The sequence below is a fragment of the Rhizobium sp. R634 genome, from assembly GCF_002211305.1.
GTDB lineage: Bacteria > Pseudomonadota > Alphaproteobacteria > Rhizobiales > Rhizobiaceae > Rhizobium.
Map to the genome: position 1 here is coordinate 220,454 of NZ_LOKW01000002.1, position 18,565 is coordinate 239,018.

Annotated in this window: 20 protein-coding genes; 9 read left to right on the top strand and 11 right to left on the bottom strand. The window is 62.8% G+C overall.

What is annotated here, in order from left to right; translation table 11 throughout:
- Positions 1-23: 23 nt before the first annotated feature.
- Entirely contained in the window at positions 24-821 is a 798-nt protein-coding gene (locus tag ATY77_RS05260) for an SDR family oxidoreductase (RefSeq protein WP_088686420.1), read from the top strand.
- A 9-nt stretch (positions 822-830) separates the two neighbouring features.
- Here ATY77_RS05260 and ATY77_RS05265 read toward each other — a convergent pair whose 3' ends face one another.
- The 8 genes from ATY77_RS05265 to ATY77_RS05300 all read right to left on the bottom strand — a co-directional run bounded on the left by ATY77_RS05265 (position 831) and on the right by ATY77_RS05300 (position 7,635).
- A complete protein-coding gene (locus ATY77_RS05265) occupies positions 831-1,805 on the bottom strand; it encodes a threonine/serine dehydratase (RefSeq protein WP_088686485.1) in 975 nt (324 codons plus the stop codon).
- Positions 1,806-1,915: 110 nt separating this feature from the next.
- Positions 1,916-3,652, bottom strand: coding sequence for a gamma-glutamyltransferase (ggt, locus tag ATY77_RS05270; protein ID WP_088686421.1), 1,737 nt, complete (start codon positions 3,650-3,652; stop codon positions 1,916-1,918).
- A gap of 123 nt (positions 3,653-3,775) precedes the next feature.
- On the bottom strand, positions 3,776-4,831 hold the full coding sequence (locus ATY77_RS05275) for an alpha/beta hydrolase (protein WP_088686422.1): 1,056 nt from the start codon (positions 4,829-4,831) through the stop codon (positions 3,776-3,778).
- Between the two features lie 22 nt (positions 4,832-4,853).
- On the bottom strand, positions 4,854-5,468 hold the full coding sequence (locus ATY77_RS05280) for a tetratricopeptide repeat protein (protein WP_088686423.1): 615 nt from the start codon (positions 5,466-5,468) through the stop codon (positions 4,854-4,856).
- 111 nt (positions 5,469-5,579) lie between these two features.
- On the bottom strand, positions 5,580-5,705 hold the full coding sequence (gene ykgO, locus ATY77_RS05285; RefSeq protein ID WP_003582204.1) for a type B 50S ribosomal protein L36: 126 nt from the start codon (positions 5,703-5,705) through the stop codon (positions 5,580-5,582).
- 141 nt (positions 5,706-5,846) lie between these two features.
- Positions 5,847-6,923, bottom strand: a complete 1,077-nt coding sequence (locus ATY77_RS05290; RefSeq protein WP_088686424.1) for a 5-(carboxyamino)imidazole ribonucleotide synthase — start codon at positions 6,921-6,923, stop codon at positions 5,847-5,849.
- Positions 6,920-7,414 (bottom strand): 5-(carboxyamino)imidazole ribonucleotide mutase, encoded by a 495-nt coding sequence (purE, locus tag ATY77_RS05295; protein ID WP_088677908.1) that lies wholly within the window; start codon positions 7,412-7,414, stop codon positions 6,920-6,922. The genes ATY77_RS05290 and purE overlap by 4 nt, the downstream gene beginning before the upstream one ends.
- Before the next feature lie 17 nt (positions 7,415-7,431).
- On the bottom strand, positions 7,432-7,635 hold the full coding sequence (locus tag ATY77_RS05300) for a DUF465 domain-containing protein (RefSeq protein WP_088678052.1): 204 nt from the start codon (positions 7,633-7,635) through the stop codon (positions 7,432-7,434).
- Between the two features lie 227 nt (positions 7,636-7,862).
- Here ATY77_RS05300 and ATY77_RS05305 point away from each other — a divergent pair, with 227 nt between their 5' ends.
- Positions 7,863-8,036, top strand: coding sequence for a DUF465 domain-containing protein (locus ATY77_RS05305; protein WP_088677909.1), 174 nt, complete (start codon positions 7,863-7,865; stop codon positions 8,034-8,036).
- A 208-nt stretch (positions 8,037-8,244) separates the two neighbouring features.
- On the opposite strand, the gene ATY77_RS05310 is transcribed toward ATY77_RS05305, so the two are convergent.
- Together ATY77_RS05310 and ATY77_RS05315 are read right to left on the bottom strand one after the other, a co-directional pair.
- Complete coding sequence (locus ATY77_RS05310) at positions 8,245-8,505, bottom strand: metalloregulator ArsR/SmtB family transcription factor (RefSeq protein ID WP_088677910.1); 261 nt, start codon at positions 8,503-8,505, stop codon at positions 8,245-8,247.
- A gap of 70 nt (positions 8,506-8,575) precedes the next feature.
- Complete coding sequence (locus ATY77_RS05315; RefSeq protein WP_088686425.1) at positions 8,576-9,340, bottom strand: sulfite exporter TauE/SafE family protein; 765 nt, start codon at positions 9,338-9,340, stop codon at positions 8,576-8,578.
- Between the two features lie 107 nt (positions 9,341-9,447).
- Between ATY77_RS05315 and ATY77_RS05320 the strand changes: the two genes are divergently transcribed.
- Positions 9,448-10,101, top strand: coding sequence for a thiamine phosphate synthase (locus ATY77_RS05320; RefSeq protein WP_088686426.1), 654 nt, complete (start codon positions 9,448-9,450; stop codon positions 10,099-10,101).
- Positions 10,102-10,111: 10 nt separating this feature from the next.
- A complete protein-coding gene (locus ATY77_RS05325; protein WP_088686427.1) occupies positions 10,112-11,194 on the top strand; it encodes a tetratricopeptide repeat protein in 1,083 nt (360 codons plus the stop codon).
- 63 nt (positions 11,195-11,257) lie between these two features.
- On the opposite strand, the gene ATY77_RS05330 is transcribed toward ATY77_RS05325, so the two are convergent.
- On the bottom strand, positions 11,258-13,000 hold the full coding sequence (locus tag ATY77_RS05330) for a chemotaxis protein (protein ID WP_088686428.1): 1,743 nt from the start codon (positions 12,998-13,000) through the stop codon (positions 11,258-11,260).
- A 341-nt stretch (positions 13,001-13,341) separates the two neighbouring features.
- Here ATY77_RS05330 and ATY77_RS05335 point away from each other — a divergent pair, with 341 nt between their 5' ends.
- The 5 genes from ATY77_RS05335 to ATY77_RS05355 are packed head-to-tail and all read left to right on the top strand — an operon-like array spanning position 13,342 to position 18,319.
- A complete protein-coding gene (locus ATY77_RS05335) occupies positions 13,342-13,671 on the top strand; it encodes an STAS domain-containing protein (RefSeq protein ID WP_088686429.1) in 330 nt (109 codons plus the stop codon).
- Positions 13,668-14,036, top strand: coding sequence for a response regulator (locus ATY77_RS05340; RefSeq protein WP_008533128.1), 369 nt, complete (start codon positions 13,668-13,670; stop codon positions 14,034-14,036). The genes ATY77_RS05335 and ATY77_RS05340 overlap by 4 nt, the downstream gene beginning before the upstream one ends.
- Positions 14,033-16,075: a chemotaxis protein CheA gene (locus ATY77_RS05345; RefSeq protein WP_088686430.1), complete on the top strand. Its 2,043-nt coding sequence runs from the start codon at positions 14,033-14,035 to the stop codon at positions 16,073-16,075. Before ATY77_RS05340 ends, ATY77_RS05345 begins: the two co-directional genes overlap by 4 nt.
- Positions 16,072-16,581 (top strand): chemotaxis protein CheW, encoded by a 510-nt coding sequence (locus ATY77_RS05350; protein ID WP_088677917.1) that lies wholly within the window; start codon positions 16,072-16,074, stop codon positions 16,579-16,581. The genes ATY77_RS05345 and ATY77_RS05350 overlap by 4 nt, the downstream gene beginning before the upstream one ends.
- 31 nt (positions 16,582-16,612) lie before the next feature.
- A complete protein-coding gene (locus ATY77_RS05355) occupies positions 16,613-18,319 on the top strand; it encodes a methyl-accepting chemotaxis protein (RefSeq protein WP_088686431.1) in 1,707 nt (568 codons plus the stop codon).
- Positions 18,320-18,565: the final 246 nt, after the last annotated feature.

An 18,565-nucleotide genomic window follows, 5' to 3' on the forward strand; every position in this document is an offset into this window, starting at 1 on the left:
CGGCGCAACGAAGGAGACGGAGCATGGCACAGGAATATAAGGGCACGGCGCTGATCACCGGCGCATCGTCGGGCATCGGCGCAATTTACGCCCACAGGCTGGCGCAGCAGGGCTACGACCTGATCATCGTTGCCCGCAACGAGGAGCGGCTGAAGGCGCTGGCGAGCCGGCTGACGGCGGAGACCGGCAGGACGGTGGAGACTGTCGCAGCCGATCTCGGCAGCAAGGCGGGCCTTTCCCGGGTCGAGAGCGTGCTGAAGGAAGACCGGAGCATTACCCTTCTCGTCAACAATGCCGGCTTTGGTGGAACCGCCCCGTTGCTGGCCGCCGATGTCGACAAGATGCAGGAGATGATCGAACTCAACGTCACGGCGCTGATGCGGCTGACCTATGCCGCCGTTCCCGGTTTCGTCGGGCGGGGCGGCGGGACGATCATCAACATCGCCTCCATCGTCGCCATTGCGCCGGAGCTTTTGAACGGTGTCTATGGCGGCACGAAGGCCTTTGTGCTCGCCTTCAGCCAGTCGCTGAAACACGAGTTGGCGGAGAAAAACATCCGCATCCAGGCGGTCTTGCCAGGCGCCACGGCGACCGAATTTTGGGACATTGCCGGCACGCCTGTCGAGCATCTGCCGAATGAGATCGTGATGTCGGCGGAAGATATGGTCGATGCCTCGCTCGCAGGTCTCGACCAAGGTGAATTCGCGACGATCCCGGCGCTTGAAGATCAAGGCCTGTTCGCTGCCTACGAGCAGGCGCGCCAGGCACTGATGCCGAATCTCTCCCGCAGTGTGCCGGCGCCCCGTTACAAGGCGGCCTGACCGGCGATTTCAGCCGAAGCGTTCGAGCGCCATGGCGAAGATGTGGGCATCGACATTGCCGCCGGAGGTGACGGCGACGATGTTGTCGCCGTCGAGCGCATCGCCGTGGAAGAGTGCGGCGGCCAGCGCCACCGCGCCGCCCGGTTCGACGACGATCTTCAGCCTGACGAAAGCGAGCGCCATGGCGCGCAGAACCTCTTCCTCGGTGACGACGATGCCGGCACCGGCGAGGCGCTTCAGGATCGGGAAGGTGATGTTGCCGGGCTGCGGCGTGATGATCGCATCGCAGATCGAGCCCGCCATCGAGGCGTTGCGTTCGATCCGGCCGGAGGCAAGCGAGCGGGCGGTGTCGTCGAAATCCTGAGGCTCGCAGGGACGGACGCGAAAGCCGGGGGCGCTGGCTTCCAGGGCAAGCGCGATGCCCGAAGTCAGGCCGCCGCCGCCGCAGGGAACGAGGACTTCGGCCTCCCTTATGCCTTCCTCCTCGGCCTGTTCGGAGATTTCGAGGCCGGTCGTGCCCTGTCCGGCGATCACCAGCGGCTCGTCGAAAGGTTTGATCAGCGTCAGGCCGCGCTCGGCCGAGAGCCTGGCGCCGATCTCGTCGCGATCCTCATTGGCTCGGTCGTAAAGCACCACGTCTGCGCCGAAGGCGCGGGTATTGCCGATCTTCAGCTTCGGCGCATCGCTCGGCATGATGATGACGGAGGGCACACCATGCAGCTTGGCGGCCAGCGCCACGCCCTGGGCATGATTGCCCGAGGAGAAGGCGATAACGCCGCGCGCCCGCACGACGGGATCGAGGCCGGAGACGGCAGACCAGCCGCCGCGGAACTTGAACGAACCGGAATGCTGCAGACATTCCGCCTTCACAAGGAGACGCCGGCCGGCGATCTCGTTCAGGAAGGGAGACGAGAGGAGCGGCGTACGGCGTGCATGGCCGCGCAGGCGGGCGCGGGCGGCGACAATCATTTCAATGCTGGCCATTCGGGAATCGTCCTGCTTGCGGCGTTCGATCATGCATAGGGCGGGGCAAGCGGTTTGTGAACGGCGACTTTGTCACCGTGACACGAATGGGCACTGCGCTTTATCGATCTTCAATAGCCGTTCGCCGAACCTTCCACCGCGCGGGCGTCCATGGCGCCATTGTAGCGGGCGCCGCCACCCTTTTCGATGGCGGCGAGACTCTTGCCGCCGACGAGAATGCCGGCGGCCTGGCCCCAGACCGGGCCGTTATTGCCACCGTCGAAGCTGTAGCCCATGGCGGCGAGCGTCTTTTCCGTATCCGGCGACAGCGCATAGGGCTCGAGATAGATCTTGTCGGGCTGCCATTGGTGGTGGAACCGCGGGGCATTGACCGCCTGGCTGATATCCATGCCGAAATCGACGACATTGAGGATCGCTTCCAGCGTGATGGTGATGATCCGCGAGCCGCCGGGGCTGCCGATCACCATGAAGGGCTTGCCGTCGCGGGTGACGATCGTCGGGCTCATCGAGGAGAGCGGCGTCTTCTTCGGGGCGATGGCGTTCGCTTCGCCCTGCACCAGGCCGTAGAGATTGGGCACGCCGGGCTTGGAGGTGAAATCGTCCATCTCGTTGTTGAGCAGCACGCCGGTGCCGGGCGCCACGACGGCGGCGCCGAAGGAGCCGTTCAGCGTGTAGGTGACGGCGACCGCGTTGCCCTCGTGGTCGATGATCGAATAATGCGTTGTCTCGGTGCTTTCCTTGCCGCCGAGCGGTTTCAGGGTTGCCGAGGTGCCGGCCTTGTAGGGATCGATCTTCGCTGCGATTTCCTTGGCATAGCTCTTGTCGAGCAGTTTTTCGACCGGGTTTTCGACGAAATCGGGATCGCCGAGCGCGGCGTTGCGGTCGACATAGGCATAGCGCATCGCTTCGACCATGATGTGGACCGTTTCGGCCGAGTTATAGCCGAGATAGGAGAGCGGGTATCCCTCGAGAACGTTGAGGATCTCGCAAATTATAACGCCTCCGGAGGAGGGCGGGGGCGAGGAGATGATGTCGTAGCCGCGGTAATTGCACTCGATCGGCTTCAATTCTCGCACGGCATATTGCTCGAAATCCTGCTTGGCCAGGATGCCGCCCTTTTCCTGGCTCGCCTTGACGATCGCCTCGGCGGGTGCCGCCTTGTAGAAGGCATCGGGGCCTTTTTCGGAAATGGACGCGAGAACGGCGGCGAGATCCGGCTGCTGCAGTTTTTCGCCCGATGCATAGGGCTGGCCGTCCGGTTTCAGGAAAATCTTCGCCGCCGTTTCATCCTTGGCAAGGCGCTTGGCGCTCGCGGCGAGAATGGCGGCGTCGCCCTGTTCCAGCGTGAAGCCTTCCCTGGCGAAGCGGAGCGCCGGTGCGATCAGGTCCTGACGAGGCCGGGTGCCATATTTCTCGCGTGCGGTTTCCAGGCCCATGACGGAGCCGGGGACGCCGACGGCGAGATAACCGTCGAGGCTGGCGCGCGGCACGATATCGCCCTTCTCATCGAGATACATGGTCTTCGTCGCGGCAAGCGGCGCGCGTTCACGGAAATCCAGGAAGGTCTTCGTGCCGTCCTTCAGCCGGATGGTCATGAAGCCGCCGCCGCCGAGATTGCCGGCCGAGGGATAAACGACGGCCAGCGCATAACCGACGGCGACCGCCGCATCGACGGCGTTTCCGCCGCTTTTCAGCACCTCGACGCCGACATCCGTCGCCAGATGCTGGGCCGTGACCACCATGCCATGCTCGGCTTCCACAGGCGCCGGCGACGCGGCGAAAGCCGTGGTCAAGGTTAGCGACAATGCCGTGATGACGGAGATCGTCCCGATATGCAGGCGGCCCATGATTTCCCCTCCTATGGACAATGACGGAAAAACATATGGGGCTGCCGCGGCGCGCGGCAATGCAGGCGATAACCTTTATGCGAGCAGGTCGGCAAATTTACCTGGAATGGCGGAGGCGCGGCGTCAGGCGCCGCTCAATGCGCCCGGCATCAGCGACGGCACCGGTCCGGGCGTCTGTTCGCGTGACGCGGCGGCGAGCCTTTCCTCGGCCTTTCGGGCGGCCGCCTGCAGGTCGCGCGGCTCGCCGGCGATCTTTTCCATGGCGGCGATGGCGACATCGGTGGCGAGGTAATCCGGCTTGTGGCCGACGCCGCGGACGATGACGAGTTCGGAGCCCGCGATATCGCGGGCAAGGCCCCGCGAATGCAGATGCTCCCAGACGATTTCATCCTTGTCGCCCGTTATGATGACGGTCGGCGCGGCGATGCGTGAATAGAGCGGCGACTGCTCCTTGACGTAGGCGAGCAGCCTTTTGAAATCGGTGGCATTGTGGTGGAAAGTGCGCGGCCGCAGAACCAGCGAGGGGCCGGTTTTCTCAATGTAATCGGCCGGGCGCACATTGGGGCGGAAGACATTCAACGTGCCGCGCTCCAGCCGGCTCAGCCCAAGCGGCACGACGATCGCATGATTGAAGAGCCAACCGACGACCGGCGCCGCCGCAACGTGATAATACCAGTCGATACCGCCCGGCCAGGGGTGGGTGGCGGGCGCCAGAAAGAGCAGCCCGGCCGTCTTATCCGGATGGCGCACGCCGAAGGCGGCGGCAATCGCGCCGCCGAAGGAATGGCCGACGATGATCGCCTTCTCGATGCCGCGCTTCTCCATCAGCCGGGCGATCGCATCGGCCTGGCCGGAGGGGATGGCGTTGTCAGGACCGCCGCGTTCGGAATAACCGTGGCCGGGACGATCGACGAAAAGCATTTCCGCCCGGCCTTCGAGCGCTGCGCGAAAAGCGACCATCTGGTCGAGCAGATTGCCGCTTGCCCCGTGAACGAAGACGAGCGCGGGCAGATCCGCATGTTCGGGACGCGGGACGTGCACCGCATTCATGCGGTAGCCGCCGATATCCGTCAGTTCGCCGATATTGGGATAGGCCTGTTCGAATTGCCGCGCCTTATAGGAGGAATAACCGATGGCGGCGGCGAGAGGGGCAAGAAGAGCGGAAACTTCTGCAAACATGATTTTAACGGGTGATCTGGAATCAGGTGCGGTTGCCGGCAAGCTTTTCCGACAGCGTGTTGACCTGTTCCTGCGCCGTGCGATCGGCGGGATAGACATTGAGGAACTGCTGCCAGGCCTTCAGCGCCAGCTGGTCGTTGCCCGCATTGCTGAGGATCGCGGCGAGGCCGGAGAGGGCTCCGAAATGGCGAGGCTCCAGATCCAGCACCCGCTCGATGTCGGACATCGACTTGCGGTAATTACCCATCACGAAATTCAGCGTGGCGCGGCGATTCCAGCTCTCGGCATAATCGGGCTTCAGCGCAATCGCCTCGTCGAGAAAGTCGAGGGCAGCCGGATTTCGCTTTTCCTCGATCGCCTTGTCCGCCCACTGCATCAGCAGATTGATGGTGGCGCTGCCGGAATCATTCCATTCCAGACGGATTTCGTTGGCGATGCTGCTGGCCTTTTCAGGGTCGCGCTCGCGTTTGAGCTGGCTGAAGAGCTGGTCGAGGCGCTGTTTCGGCGTGCTGTTGACATTCGTCTGCTCGACGATGACCTCCTTTTCCGCGGCTGCGGCCGGAACGGCTGACGTAAGCAGAATGAAGGCGAGCGGCAGCGCCGCTGATGTCAAAGCAAAAAAGCGCATGGCGGACATATTAGCCCGCCAACGCCGAAGATCAAACAAATTTGACGTGATCACCGTAGCGATCCACCGGATGGAATTGCAAGCGCGATTTGCGCGGCAAGGCGATCCGGACGCGTGAAATCAGCCCTGGCGAGCCTTGTAACGCGGGTTCAGCTTGTTGATGATGTAGATGCGGCCCTTGCGGCGAACCAGACGGTTGTCACGGTGACGCGCCTTGAGCGACTTGAGCGAATTCTTGATCTTCATTTTTGTGATCCGCGATGTTGATCTTTAACAATGAAAAGCGCGCCGTCAGGGCGCGCTCTTTAGGTGGGGGAGCAGATACCCCGTCACCTCCACCATGTCAACCGCGTGACGGTGTTTTTCCCGGGCTTCGAGGGCGTTTTCTCAGCCGGAAACCGGCGATTTCCGCTGCAATGTCGTGACATGGCCCATCTTGCGGCCGGCGCGCCACTCCGTCTTGCCGTAGAGATGAACCAGCGTGTCGGGGCGCCGCAGCCAGTCGGGAACGGCAAGGATATCGTCGCCGATCAGGTTCTGCATGACGCAGTCGGAATGGCGGTCGGCATTGCCGAGCGGCAGGCCGGCGACGGCGCGGATATGCTGCTCGAACTGGCTCACGACGCAGGCGGCCTCCGTCCAGTGGCCGGAATTGTGGACGCGCGGGGCCATCTCGTTGGCGATCACGGTGCCGTCGGCGAGCACGAAGAATTCGATGCCGATGACGCCGATATAGCTCAATGCGGCCAGGATCTTTTCCGCCGCCTGGCGGGCTGCGTCCGCCGTCGATGGCAAGATCGCGGCCGGCACCGTCGACGTATGGAGGATGCCGTGGCGGTGCACGTTCTCGGCGGGATCGAAACAGACGACCGATCCATCCGCAGCGCGCGCGGCGATGATCGAGACCTCGCGCTCGAAGGCGACGAAGCTTTCGAGGATAAGGGGCACGGCGCCGAGTGCGGCATAGGCGCCGTCAGGATTGTCGGCCGCCGAACGGAAAACCTTCTGGCCCTTGCCGTCATAACCGAGGCGGCGGGTCTTCAGCACGCCCTGGCCACCGAAATCCTTCAGTGCGGCTTCGAGATCGGCCTGGCTCTCGACCGCATGGAAGCGGGCGGTCGATATGCCGCAGGCGTTGAGGAAGCGTTTTTCGACGAGGCGGTCCTGGGCTGCTTCCAGCGCCTTTGCGGGTGGATAGACGGGAATGTTCGCCGAGAGCGCCTCGGCAGCCGCGACGGGCACGTTCTCGAATTCGTAGGTGACGACATCGCAGGCGGCCGCGAGCTCGGCGAGGGCCGCCGGATCGTCATAGGCGGCGACGATCTGCCGGTTGGCGAGCTGGGCGGCGGGGCAGTCGGCCTGCGGCTCGAGGATGATCGTGCGGAAATTCAGCCTGGCGGCGGCGATAGCCAGCATGCGGCCGAGCTGGCCGCCGCCGATGATGCCGATAGTGCTTACAGTCATTGGTCGTCCATCGGGTATTCGGCGACCGCCGCGCTCTGGCGTTCGCGCCATTCGTCGAGCCGCTCGGCGATTTCCTCGTCGGAGAGAGCAAGCACGGCGGCGGCGAGAAGAGCGGCGTTGACCGCGCCCGCCCTGCCGATGGCGAGCGTTCCGACGGGAATGCCGGCCGGCATCTGCACGATGGAAAGAAGGCTGTCCTGCCCGGACATGGTTTTCGACTGGACCGGCACGCCGAAGACCGGCAGCGGCGTCATCGATGCGGCCATGCCCGGCAAATGGGCTGCGCCGCCGGCGCCGGCGATGATGACCTTGAAGCCTTCCGCACGCGCGCCCTTGGCGAAATTGAACAGCCGGTCGGGCGTGCGGTGCGCCGAGATGATGCGCGCATCATAAGGGATCTCAAGCGCCTCCAGCGTGTCGGCGGCGTTTTTCATGGTCTCCCAATCGGACTGGCTGCCCATGATAATGGCGACGGGCGGTCTGTCTGTCATCGTTGCAGCTATTCCTCTCAAGCGATGATGTCAGGGATGATCTGATCTTCCAGCTTGGTCAGCTTGTCCTTGATGACGAGCTTCTTCTTTTTCATGCGCTGGATTCGCAGAGCATCGCATCCGGTCTCTATCATGGCGTTGATCGCGGCGTCGAAATCCTCGTGCTCCTGACGCAGACGCGCCACCATGAGCCTGATATCCGCCTGTTCCTGATCGGCCATATGCATTCCCCGTTATCGCGCTCGGATCTTGTCCGATCTGCCGATGATTTCCGCAAGCTCCTATCACCAAATACGGGTAACGGCTAGTTAGTGTTGATCATGAATTTGCCATCTCTTCTTCATCTTTTGGCCTTCGACAAGCCTTCAAAAATATGTCACAGTCCGCGCGTTGACACCTTGATCCCCGACGACGATGGTCGGGGAGGGTAAGAGGAAGGAAGGGTCAAATGACAGTTGAAGCTCATCTTGAATCACTCCAGAAAAAGCATGTAGCTCTCGAGGAGGAGTTGCACGCACTCAGAACATCTCCCTCTATCTCAGATACCGAAATTGCCGAATGCAAGCGCCGTAAGCTGCGCATCAAGGACGAGATTCAGCGTCTCAAGTCATCCGTCCATTAATCTTCCCAAGGGTCGCCGGGCGATCATCTTGCGTTAGAAGAGGTAAAATCCATCCATTCCGCCTAAAATTTTGCAAGACCCGGTGATTAGACACCAGAATTGCGCCAGCCCGATGCATGCGGCATTGCGGCTGGCGCTTTTGCGAGGGCGATACGCCTCAAACTGGTTCATGTGATTCGCACAATGCCCGCAGGTTGCGGGGTGCGTATCAGGCCCAGAACTGATCCAGCCATAGATTGAGCTTGTCGAAGCCGCGGTTGTTGACCGTGTAGATGCGCTTCGTGCCTTCCGCCGTCACCGAGACGAGGTTGCTGTCGAGGAGCGCCTTCAGGTGCTGCGACACGGCCGGGCGGCTGATCGGCAGGCCTTCGGCGAGCTCATTGACGGTCCGCGGCGCACGACGAAGTTCCTCCAGCAGAAACCGCCGGTTCGGATCGGCAATCGCAGAGAAAGGGTCTGTGTTCGACATACCGGGAAAACTACGTCAAACCAGCCGTTCCGGCAAGGAAATTGTGCATTGCAGCGTGCTGCCGCGGCCGTTACCAGCCAAGGCCTTCGCGCACGATCAGGAAGGCGGCGATCAGGGCCATCGCATACATGAAGGGATAAAAAATCTCGGGCCTCATACGCCGCACGCACCAGGCGCCGGCCAGGGTCGCGAGCGGGGCGAAGGGCAAAAGCGTCGCCGAGGTCGCCAGATTCTGCGTGTCGAGCTGGCCGAGCGCGAAATAGGGGATGAGTTTGATGGCGTTGAGGAGCGCGAAGAAGCGCACGCTGGTGCCGGTATATTCGCGCGGCTGCAGCTTGAGAGGCAGGGCATAGATCTGGAAGGGCGCGCCGCCGGCATGGGCGACGAAGCTGCCGTAACCCGAGAACGCGCCCCAGAAGCCGGCCGCGACCGACCGCTGGCCGCGCGGCGGGATCACCTTGCCGGCGCCGGGGCCGAAATTATTCCAGAAATAGCGCAGGCAGAAGAGGATGGTCACCGCGCCGATGACGATGCGCAGAATATTGCCCGGAACGAGCGCCGATGTCGCCCAGCCGAGGCCGATGCCGAAGATGGCCCCGGGCAGCATGATCTTCAGCGTCGCCCAGTCGCCGTGCTTGCGCCAGACGACGAGTGAAATCATGTCCATGAAGACCAGGATCGGCAGCAGGATCGCCGCCGCCTCGACCGGCGAGACGACCAAGGCGAGAAAGGGCAGGCCAATCAGCGACAAAGCGTCGCCCATGCCGCCTTTTGCAAGGCCCACGAGCAGAACGGCGGGCACGGCGGCGTAGTAGAATGACAGATCCTGCGGCATGCTTTCGGCGTCCTCCTCTTGCAAGCCTCCTCTAACGGAACTACTCACACAAAACGAGTGCGGTTCCGCCATTTTGGAAGGGAATCCGCAGGAAACGGAAAGACCTCATGACCGAACCGGAAAACCGCTGCCGTCTTGTGCTCATTGTGCCCGACATTGCAGATGCCGATGAGCAGGCAAAGATCGTCGCCGACGCGCTGAAGGGCGGCGACGTCGCCTCGGTGATCGTGCCGCAATACGGACTGGACGACGGCACCTTCCAAAAACATGCCGAGAAGCTGGTGCCCGTCATTCAGGATGCCGGCGCCGCGGCGCTGATCGCCGGCGACAGCCGTGTGGCGGGTCGGGCAAAGGCGGACGGCCTGCACCTTTCCGCCAATGCGGAGGCGCTTTCGGAAGCGATCGACAAGCACGCGCCGAAGCTGATCGTCGGCGGCGGCAATGCGAGCGACCGGCATACGGCGCTCGAAATCGGCGAAGCCAGGCCGGACTATATCTTCTTCGGCAAGCTCGACGGCGATATCAAGCCGGAGGCGCATCCGAAGAATCTCGCGCTCGGCGAATGGTGGGCATCGATGATCGAGATTCCCTGTATCGTCATGGGCGGCACCGATCCCGCCTCGGCGCTCGCGGTCGCGGAGACCGGCGCGGAGTTCGTGGCGCTACGGCTGGCGGTCTTTGCCGAAGCCGGGCGGGCGCCGTCGATCATTGCCGAGATCAACGCTCTTCTTGACGAAAAAGCGCCACGGTTTGAGGATTGAAATCGCGCTCATGCCGATCCCGCCCGCCCGCCTTTTGAAATATTTCCTTGCCAGCATGGCCGCTCTCGCTGCGGCCGGGCCGGATATTGCCCTGGCGCAGGCGCCCGACAGCGTCATCAGCCAGCCGGGCACGGCGCCGGCCTCGACCTTCCGCACCGACCGGCTCAACGGCGAGGATGTAAAGCCTTCCGATGGCGTCGGCGTGTTCGACCGCATGGGCGCGAAGCTGCCCGACCTGCCGCCGGAGAAGGATTACAAGGGGCCGATCGACGAGGCTTACGGCGCCTATCAGCGTGGTTACTACCTGACGGCGATGGACAAGGCGCTGCCGCGCGCCCAGCTCGGCGATCCGGCGGCGCAGACGCTGATCGGCGAAATCCTGTCGCAAGGACTGGGCGTCAAGAAGGACGTGAAGAACGCCGCCTTCTGGTACGGCAAGGCGGCCGAAGGCGGCGATGCGGCGGCCATGTTCAAATACGCGCTGATGCTGATGGAAGGCCAGGGCGTACACCGCGACAAGGCCAAAGCCGACGAGTACATGCACAAGGCCGCCGAGGCCGGTAATCCGTCGGCGGAATTCAACTGGGCGCAGATTGTCGTTGCCGATAATCCCGGCGAGAAAGGGCTGAGGCTCGCGCTGCCCTTCTACGAGAAGTCGGCCGAGCAGGGCATTGCCGATTCGCAATATGCGGTGGCGCAGATCTATGCGACGCTGAAGGACCTGCCGGAGGAAAAGAAGCGCCTCGCCCGCGAGTGGATGGTGCGCGCAGCGCGCGCCGGCTTCGACACGGCCCAGCTCGATCTCGGCATCTGGCTCGTCAACGGCGTCGGCGGTCCGAAGGACTACGTCAAAGGCTTCGAATGGCTGAAGCTTGCGGCCAACGGCGGCAACGTCGTCGCGCAGAACAAGCTCGCCCATCTCTATATCAACGCCATCGGCACGCCGCCCAATCCGATCGAGGCGGCGAAATGGTACGTGCTGTCGCGCCGCGCCGGGCTCGCCGATCCTTCGCTCGAGGATTTCTATCTCGGCATCGAAGACACTCAGCAGAGGGCGGCGATCGATGCGGCCAACAAGTTCCGGCGGCGATAGCGGCTGAATTATGCGTTAGGCCGGGAGATCGGGCTTAACGGCGTCCCGCTCCCGGAGATAGCATCAGAAAAGCGCGTCGGCGAAAAGATCCTCGTCGTCTTCGGCTTTCGGCGCCTCGGCCGGAGCGGCGGCAGCTTCCTCGCTCGCCGGGATGATGCCGCGATGGACATTGCGCTCCTGGACCATGGTGTAGAGCTTGAAGATCTTGCGGTCGAGCGGCGCGATCGTCTCGGTGAGGTCGGAGATGTCGGCGACGTCAGTACCGGCGGTGTTTTCGAGCAGATCGGCGCAGCGGGCGAGCACGTCGCCGAGATCATGCTGGAAATCGAGCTTGCCGATCAGCAGGCTGATCTTGGTGGCGACCTCGCGGCCATTCTCGGCAAGCACCTTCAACTCGCTTTCCATCGAGTTGGCGGCCGAGCGGATGTTGCCGACGGCCGATGTCAGGCTTTCTCCCAGGCCGCCGGCCTCGCCATCGGCCGCAGGTGCGACGCGGCCGGCCGCGGCTTCGAGCGCCGGCAGGCCGTTGACGATGGCATCGGCGGAATCGTCGAGCTTGCCGGCGAAGATGCGCAGCTCGGCGGTGACGACGTTGATCGACCTGCCTTCCTCGCCGAGGCGGCTGCAGCGCAGGTTGGTGTTCAGGGCCATATAATGGATATCGGTCTTGACGGCGCGGATATTGCCGATCGCCTCGAACAGCTTGGCGGCCGTGCCGATCGTCGACTGGCTGACCTGGTCGGCCTGCCGGCTTGCCGCATCGACCTGTTGGACGATCTCATGGGCGGCCGAGACGCTGGATTCCAGCGCGCGCATGAAGTTGCCGTCAGCCTCGCCGCTTTCGCCGCTCATCTGATCACGCAGCTTGAGAATTTCCTTCATGTCGTGGTCGAAACTCGCGATTGTCTTCACGACGTTTTCCGAATCCCGCTGGAAATCGGCGCACATCTCGCTCATCTGCGCCGCAGTCAGATGATGAATGACGTTCTGGAGGCGCCGGCGCGCGCCGGCGTCGAGCTTGGAACCATCCTCGCCGGCAAAGAAATCCTCGAGCAGGGAGAAGGTCGCCTGCACGTGCTCGATGCGCTGCCGGGTGATGTCGCCGATCTGCAGGGCAGACAATGTCGAGGCGACCTTGGTCTGGACGCCGCGGGCGATCGCGCCGACTTCACGGGCAATGACGCCCAGATCCTTGCGGTGCCCGGCAATCTTGGCTGCGTCATCGCGCAGCGCTGCCGCGACGGCCGGAACGGTATCGGCGTAGCCTCGGGAAACGCTGGCTCCGAGCGAAGCGGCGAGCTTGACCTCCTTCTCGAGGCTGTCGAGATGGGCGGCGAAACGGTTGACCTCGTCGGTGCCTGAATAGATGCGCTCCAGGATTTCCTGGGCGAAGCCGGCGAATTCGGCAAGCCCGGCGCCGGTGATCTTCACGGTCACGGCGAAGGTCCTGAGATAACGCATCGTTTCCTGCATGTCGGCGACATGCTTGCGCAGCTCCCTGCCGGTCTGCGCCAGCGAGACGAGCGCCTGCTGACGGCTTTCCTCGGTGGCCGGCAGTGCCATTAGGCTTTCCACCGTTGCCCTGAGATCGGTGCTGGTGTCACTCGACTCCTTGTTGTCGAGGGTCTTGGCGACGCTTTCGAGCGAGTTCAACAGACGGTTGAGGACATCCATCACCGACAGCAGCACCGTCCCGCCTTCGAGGAAGCGTTCCTCGACTTGGCTGCGGGCGGCCTCCAGAGTCTGGCTGATGTCCCGCCCCGATGTGTAGGCCGCAGGGTGCAGTGATACCTGAGCGTGTACCAACTTTTTACCTTTTCTTAAAACACAGGCAATTTGACTCTATTTTTACGGGCAGGATGGAAACGACCGGTAAACACGCCAGACTCGTCTGCGTTGTGATTAACGAAAGATGTGGAACCGCTGCCGTGCACATCCGCATAGCCGGCGATCATTCGTCAACATGCTGATTTCTATTCGTTTATTCGAAAATTCTGAGACAAAAATACAACTTATCCCCGATGAGAATTGGGAGTCGCGGGATCCGCTATACAGCCGTTTCATACAACCGCTGTTTACCCGCCATTAACGCTGCCGTGAGAGTCCTTTTAGGGTCGTCAAGTATTTCCCCGGCCCAGGAGGCTGCATTGGATACTCCAAAGCAATATTACGAATCTATAAATCTCCCGGACGGGCTGAGTATTCGCTATGCGTCCGAATTATATTCCAAGCTTTCTGACGAGTTTCATAGTAATGATGCGATCGTCATCAGCATTCCCGAAGGTGCGGAAGCGGATCTGAGTTTCGTTCAACTCATCGAATCCTCGCGCCGTCAAGCAAAGGTCAAGGGAAAGACGTTCAAACTATCTTCGCCGGCCAGCGGCTCAGTCCTGAAGGTACTTGAGCGCGCGGGTTTTATAGAATCCTTCGATCAAGAAGACGCAAATTTCTGGTTGCATAAAGAGGTGACGTTATGAGTGCAAATATCCTGACTGTAGACGATTCCGCCAGCATTCGCCTGACCACCAAGGTCACGCTGACCAATGCCGGCTACAGCGTCACCGAGGCGGTGAACGGGGCAGAGGGCCTCGCGGCGGCCAAGGGCAGCAGCTTCGATCTGATCGTAACCGATCTCAACATGCCTGTGATGGATGGGCTGACGATGATCGAGGAACTGCGCAAGCTGCCGGCGCAGGCAGGCGTGCCGATCATCTTCCTGACGACGGAATCGGACGCCGACCTCAAGGCCCGCGCCAAGGCCGCGGGCGCTACGGGCTGGCTGACCAAGCCGTTCGATCCTGAAAATCTGGTGAAGATCGTCAAAAAGGTCTTAGGAAGATGAGTACGCTCGATCCCGTCGCCGTATTCCGCATGGAAGCTGCCGAATGCCTCGAAGCGATCGAGGCCGGTCTTCTCGACCTGACGCACCAGCTCGACAACAAGGATCTGGTCGACGCCGTGTTCCGTGGGCTCCACACGCTCAAGGGCTCGGGCGCGATGTTCGGTTTCGAGGCGCTCGCCGCCTTCACCCATCATTGCGAAACGGCCTTCGACCGCGTCCGCAAGGGCGAGGTGGCGGCGACCAGCGAACTCGTCGCTGCCGTTCTCGCTGCCCAGGATCATATGCGTGCGCTCGTCGATCAGCCGGATGCCGATCATGGCGATACCGGGCAGAAGCTTCTGGCCCAGCTGCAGGCCGCCGTCGGCGGCAAGGCGGCGGCGCCGGCCGCAACGGCAGCCGCCATTCCCCAGGTGGCACCAGTAAAAAAGAAGAACAGCTGGCGCATCCGCTTCAGCCTGCCGGCCAATTCGATGGCCAACGGTACCAATCCGCTTGGCCTGCTGGACGAGCTGCGCGATCTCGGCGAATGCACCGTGTGCGCCAACACCTCGGCCATTCCGCCTCTCGATGAGCTCACACCGACGCAACTCTATGTTTCCTGGGATGTGACGCTGACCAGCGAGCAGGACCGTTCGGCGATCGACGACGTCTTCATCTTCGTGCTCGACGATATGGAACTCAGCGTCGAGGAGATCGACGGCGCAACGCCGGCAGTGGCTGCCCCTGTCGAAGCAAAGCCGGCACCTGCTCCTGTCGCCTCGGTAGCGCCGGCACCGGTTGCGCCGGCGGCCGTGCCGGAATTCCGGCCCGTCGAAGCGGTTCCTGTGAAGCGTGACGCGCCCGCCGCCGCTAGCCAGGCGAAGGCTGCCGAGAACGTGCGCGTCCCGGCCGAACGGCTCGACGAGCTGATGGACCGTGTCGGTGAGCTCGTCATCGCGCAATCGCGCCTCAGCCAGCTCGCCAGCGCCAGCACCGATATCGCGCTGCGTTCCGTCTCGGAAGAAATCGAACGCCTTTCCGGCGAGTTGCGCGACACGATGATGGTGCTGCGCATGGTGCCGGTCGCGACCCTCTTCTCCCGCTTCCGCCGCCTTGTCCACGATCTCGCCCGCGAGACCGGCAAGGTGATCGAGCTGGTGACGGAGGGCGAAACCACCGAAGTCGACAAGACGGTCATCGAGCGCCTGGCCGATCCGCTGGTGCATCTGGTGCGCAACTCGATCGACCATGGTCTGGAAACGCCTGCCGATCGCCTGGCCGCCGGCAAGACCGAGGCCGGCACGGTGACGCTTTCGGCCCGCCAGGCCGGCGGCGAAGTGATCATCTCGATCAAGGACGACGGCCGCGGCATCAACCGCGAACGGGTTCGCGCCAAGGCGGAATCTTCCGGCCTGATCCATCCCGGCCAGCCGCTTTCGGACTCCGAGCTCCTGCAGCTGATCTTCGCGCCCGGCTTCTCGACGGCCGCGGCGATCACCAATCTGTCCGGCCGCGGCGTCGGCATGGACGTGGTCAAGAAGACGGTCGAGGCGTTGCGCGGCGCGATCGATATCGTCAGCGTGTCGGGGCAGGGTTCGGAAGTATCGCTGCGCATCCCGCTGACGCTTGCGATCATCGACGGCCTGCTGGTGCGTGTCGGCTCCGGCCGCTACGTCATCCCACTTTCGGCGGTCGAGGAATGCCTCGAACTGTCGCTCGAGGAAGATCTCCGCTCGCGCGGCCGCAGCTTTATCTCGCTGCGCGACAGTCTGGTGCCGTTCCTGCGCCTGCGCGATCTCTTCCGTACCGGCACCAAACCCGACGTGCATCAGAAGGTGGTGGTGATTTCGACCGGCACCGAGCGCGTCGGCCTCGTCGTCGACCAGATCATCGGCGACCACCAGACGGTGATCAAGTCGATGTCGAAACTGCACAACAATGTCGCGACCTTCTCGGGCGCGACCATTCTCGGCGACGGCAGCGTCGCTCTCATTCTCGACGTCGGGCACCTGGTTGCCGCGGGTCAGCAACAGGAGGCGCAATTGCGGGTAGCAGGATGAGTGCAGCAGCAACAGCCGAGCGTTTCGACAATCACTGGAGCTATGCCGAGGAAGTCGAGGTGCTGACCTTCGATCTCAATGGCGAGACCTTCGCGCTGGAAGCGGTCATCGTCCAGGAAATCCTGGACCTGCTTCCTGAGACCGCAGTGCCGGGCAGCCAGCCCTTCGTCGCGAGCGTCATCAACTTTCGCGGCAAGGTCATTCCGCTTGCCGACCTGCGCCTCGCCTTCGGGATGGAAGCGGCCGAAGCCACGATCGACAGCCGCTTCATCGTCATCGAGATCGATCTGCATGGCGAGCCGACGCTGGTCGGCCTCAGAACCGACAAGGTCAACGAGGTGACGACACTTGCGAAGACCGCGAGCGAGGCGCCGCCGAGCGTCGGCATGCGCTGGCGCGCCGACTACATCAACTGCCTGGTGAAGCGGGGTGGCGAGTTCATCATCCTTCCAAATCTGCAGGCGATTTTTTCATCGAGGCACGATGCGGCGGGGGCCGCAAACTGACGCCGGATGAATCCAAACGGGGGTTAAAACGATGAAACTGACAATCAAGACGAAGCTGGTGACTGCGTTCACCTTCATTATTCTCATGTTATTGGGCACTGCCGCTTATGGCATTTTCAGCCTCGGATCCTTGAACGATACGATCGGCAATCTTCTTGCCGGCCCGGCAGCCCGCCTCGACCTTGCGCAGCAGATCAACATCGCGCAGCTCGAGGCCATCCGCCAGCAGAAGAACCTGCTGACCGCCCGCACACCCGAAGAAAGTGCCGGTGCGATCGACAAGGGCGACCAGGCCCGCAAGGATTTCAGCGACGCCTTCAACCATGTGCTGGGGCTCGCCACCGAAGAAGGCAAGGCCCGCTGGGCGCGGATCGCCGAGCTTTCCAAGGCCTTCAACGCAGCCGACGACCAGATCCGCGACTATTTGAAGGCCGGCAATGCGGACGGCGCAAACACCGTCTCCATCACGGCGGCGCGTGCTGCCGCCAACGATATCGACTCGACGCTCGCCGAAATTCTGGCGCTGGAAAAACAGCGCATGAAGGCCGCCGACGCCGACGCCGACGCGCAGTATGCGACGACACGCACGACGATGATCGCCGTCGCCGCCGTCGCACTGGTGATTGCCGCCATTACCGCCTTCTGGATCGCCAGCACGATCAGCAAGGGCCTGAGCCGCGCCAACACCGTGGTTCGCGAAGTATCCGAAGGCGACCTGACGAAGATGGCCGAGATCACCAGCCATGACGAGATCGGCGAGCTTCTCAGCAACGTCAACATCATGATCGAACGTCTGCGGGGCGTCGTCGCCGACGCGCTGTCGGCTGCCGAAAACGTCTCCTCCGGGAGCCAGCAGCTTTCGGCAAGCTCCGAGCAGGTGTCGCAGGGCGCCACGGAACAGGCTGCTTCCGCTGAAGAAGCCTCGGCCTCGATGGAGCAGATGGCCGCCAACATCAAGCAGAACGCCGACAATGCGGCACAGACGGAAAAGATCGCCCGCCAATCGGCCAAGGATGCGGAAGCCAGCGGCGAAGCGGTGACACGCGCTGTCGACGCCATGCGCACGATCGCCCAGAAGATCAGCATCGTGCAGGAAATCGCCCGCCAGACCGATCTGCTGGCGCTGAACGCCGCCGTCGAAGCGGCCCGCGCCGGCGAGCACGGCAAGGGCTTTGCGGTGGTCGCGTCGGAAGTGCGCAAGCTCGCCGAACGCAGCCAGTCGGCCGCAGCCGAAATCAGCTCGATGTCCGGCGATACCGTCAAGGCCGCGGCCGATGCCGGGGAGATGCTCGGTCGCCTGGTGCCCGACATCCGCAAGACGGCGGAACTCGTCTCCGAGATCAGCGCCGCCTGCCGCGAGCAGGATATCGGCGCTTCGCAGATCAACGAAGCGATCCAGCAGCTCGACAAGGTGACGCAGCAGAATGCCGGCGCCTCCGAGCAGATGTCGGCGACCTCGGAAGAACTCGCTTCCCAGGCCGAAGAGCTGCAGACGTCGATCGCCTTTTTCAAGGTCGACACGACAGGCAGCGCGCGACCTGGCGCCCAGAAGACGCCGAAAGGCCCGGCCAAGGTGCTCAAGGGGCCGGCGGCTTCCCGCAAGCCTGCTCCGCAGGCGCAAAGCCAGGGCCGGGGCCAGACGGTTTCGGCTCAGCAGCAGCGCCTCAAGGGTTTTGCTCTCGATATGTCGATGGGTGGTCCTGACGACAGCGATGACGATTTCAGGGAGAGTGCTTGAGCACTCCCCTGAGGGAAAGCGCGTAAACGCTTCCCCCTCATGCGATCCCTCGGGCTGCTCCGGTGGCCCGAGGCGGAAATATCCCCAACGCGTGTAGGCGTTGGCGCAGCGACCGATGGATGTTCGGCTGCCGGGAAGTGAATGCAGTCGCTTTCCCCCTCTCAGACACATCACTCTGAAAGTTCGACGTTCCTTGGACCGGAACGTCTCTCTATCCAATCGTTTTGGCGCATAGAACGGGGTATC

What these genes read in the sequence shown, in the direction of transcription:
- ATY77_RS05325 (WP_088686427.1), top strand. Translation starts at nt 10,112, where the DNA reads ATGCCGATCCCGCCCGCCCGCCTTTTGAAATATTTCCTTGCCAGCATG.
- ATY77_RS05355 (WP_088686431.1), top strand. Translation starts at nt 16,613, where the DNA reads ATGAAACTGACAATCAAGACGAAGCTGGTGACTGCGTTCACCTTCATT.
- ATY77_RS05345 (WP_088686430.1), top strand. Translation starts at nt 14,033, where the DNA reads ATGAGTACGCTCGATCCCGTCGCCGTATTCCGCATGGAAGCTGCCGAA.
- ykgO (WP_003582204.1), bottom strand. Translation starts at nt 5,705, where the DNA reads ATGAAGATCAAGAATTCGCTCAAGTCGCTCAAGGCGCGTCACCGTGAC.
- ATY77_RS05280 (WP_088686423.1), bottom strand. Translation starts at nt 5,468, where the DNA reads ATGTCCGCCATGCGCTTTTTTGCTTTGACATCAGCGGCGCTGCCGCTC.
- ATY77_RS05265 (WP_088686485.1), bottom strand. Translation starts at nt 1,805, where the DNA reads ATGGCCAGCATTGAAATGATTGTCGCCGCCCGCGCCCGCCTGCGCGGC.
- ATY77_RS05320 (WP_088686426.1), top strand. Translation starts at nt 9,448, where the DNA reads ATGACCGAACCGGAAAACCGCTGCCGTCTTGTGCTCATTGTGCCCGAC.
- ATY77_RS05350 (WP_088677917.1), top strand. Translation starts at nt 16,072, where the DNA reads ATGAGTGCAGCAGCAACAGCCGAGCGTTTCGACAATCACTGGAGCTAT.
- purE (WP_088677908.1), bottom strand. Translation starts at nt 7,414, where the DNA reads ATGACAGACAGACCGCCCGTCGCCATTATCATGGGCAGCCAGTCCGAT.
- ATY77_RS05260 (WP_088686420.1), top strand. Translation starts at nt 24, where the DNA reads ATGGCACAGGAATATAAGGGCACGGCGCTGATCACCGGCGCATCGTCG.
- ATY77_RS05275 (WP_088686422.1), bottom strand. Translation starts at nt 4,831, where the DNA reads ATGTTTGCAGAAGTTTCCGCTCTTCTTGCCCCTCTCGCCGCCGCCATC.
- ATY77_RS05305 (WP_088677909.1), top strand. Translation starts at nt 7,863, where the DNA reads ATGACAGTTGAAGCTCATCTTGAATCACTCCAGAAAAAGCATGTAGCT.
- ATY77_RS05315 (WP_088686425.1), bottom strand. Translation starts at nt 9,340, where the DNA reads ATGCCGCAGGATCTGTCATTCTACTACGCCGCCGTGCCCGCCGTTCTG.
- ATY77_RS05300 (WP_088678052.1), bottom strand. Translation starts at nt 7,635, where the DNA reads ATGGCCGATCAGGAACAGGCGGATATCAGGCTCATGGTGGCGCGTCTG.
- ATY77_RS05310 (WP_088677910.1), bottom strand. Translation starts at nt 8,505, where the DNA reads ATGTCGAACACAGACCCTTTCTCTGCGATTGCCGATCCGAACCGGCGG.
- ATY77_RS05290 (WP_088686424.1), bottom strand. Translation starts at nt 6,923, where the DNA reads ATGACTGTAAGCACTATCGGCATCATCGGCGGCGGCCAGCTCGGCCGC.
- ATY77_RS05340 (WP_008533128.1), top strand. Translation starts at nt 13,668, where the DNA reads ATGAGTGCAAATATCCTGACTGTAGACGATTCCGCCAGCATTCGCCTG.
- ggt (WP_088686421.1), bottom strand. Translation starts at nt 3,652, where the DNA reads ATGGGCCGCCTGCATATCGGGACGATCTCCGTCATCACGGCATTGTCG.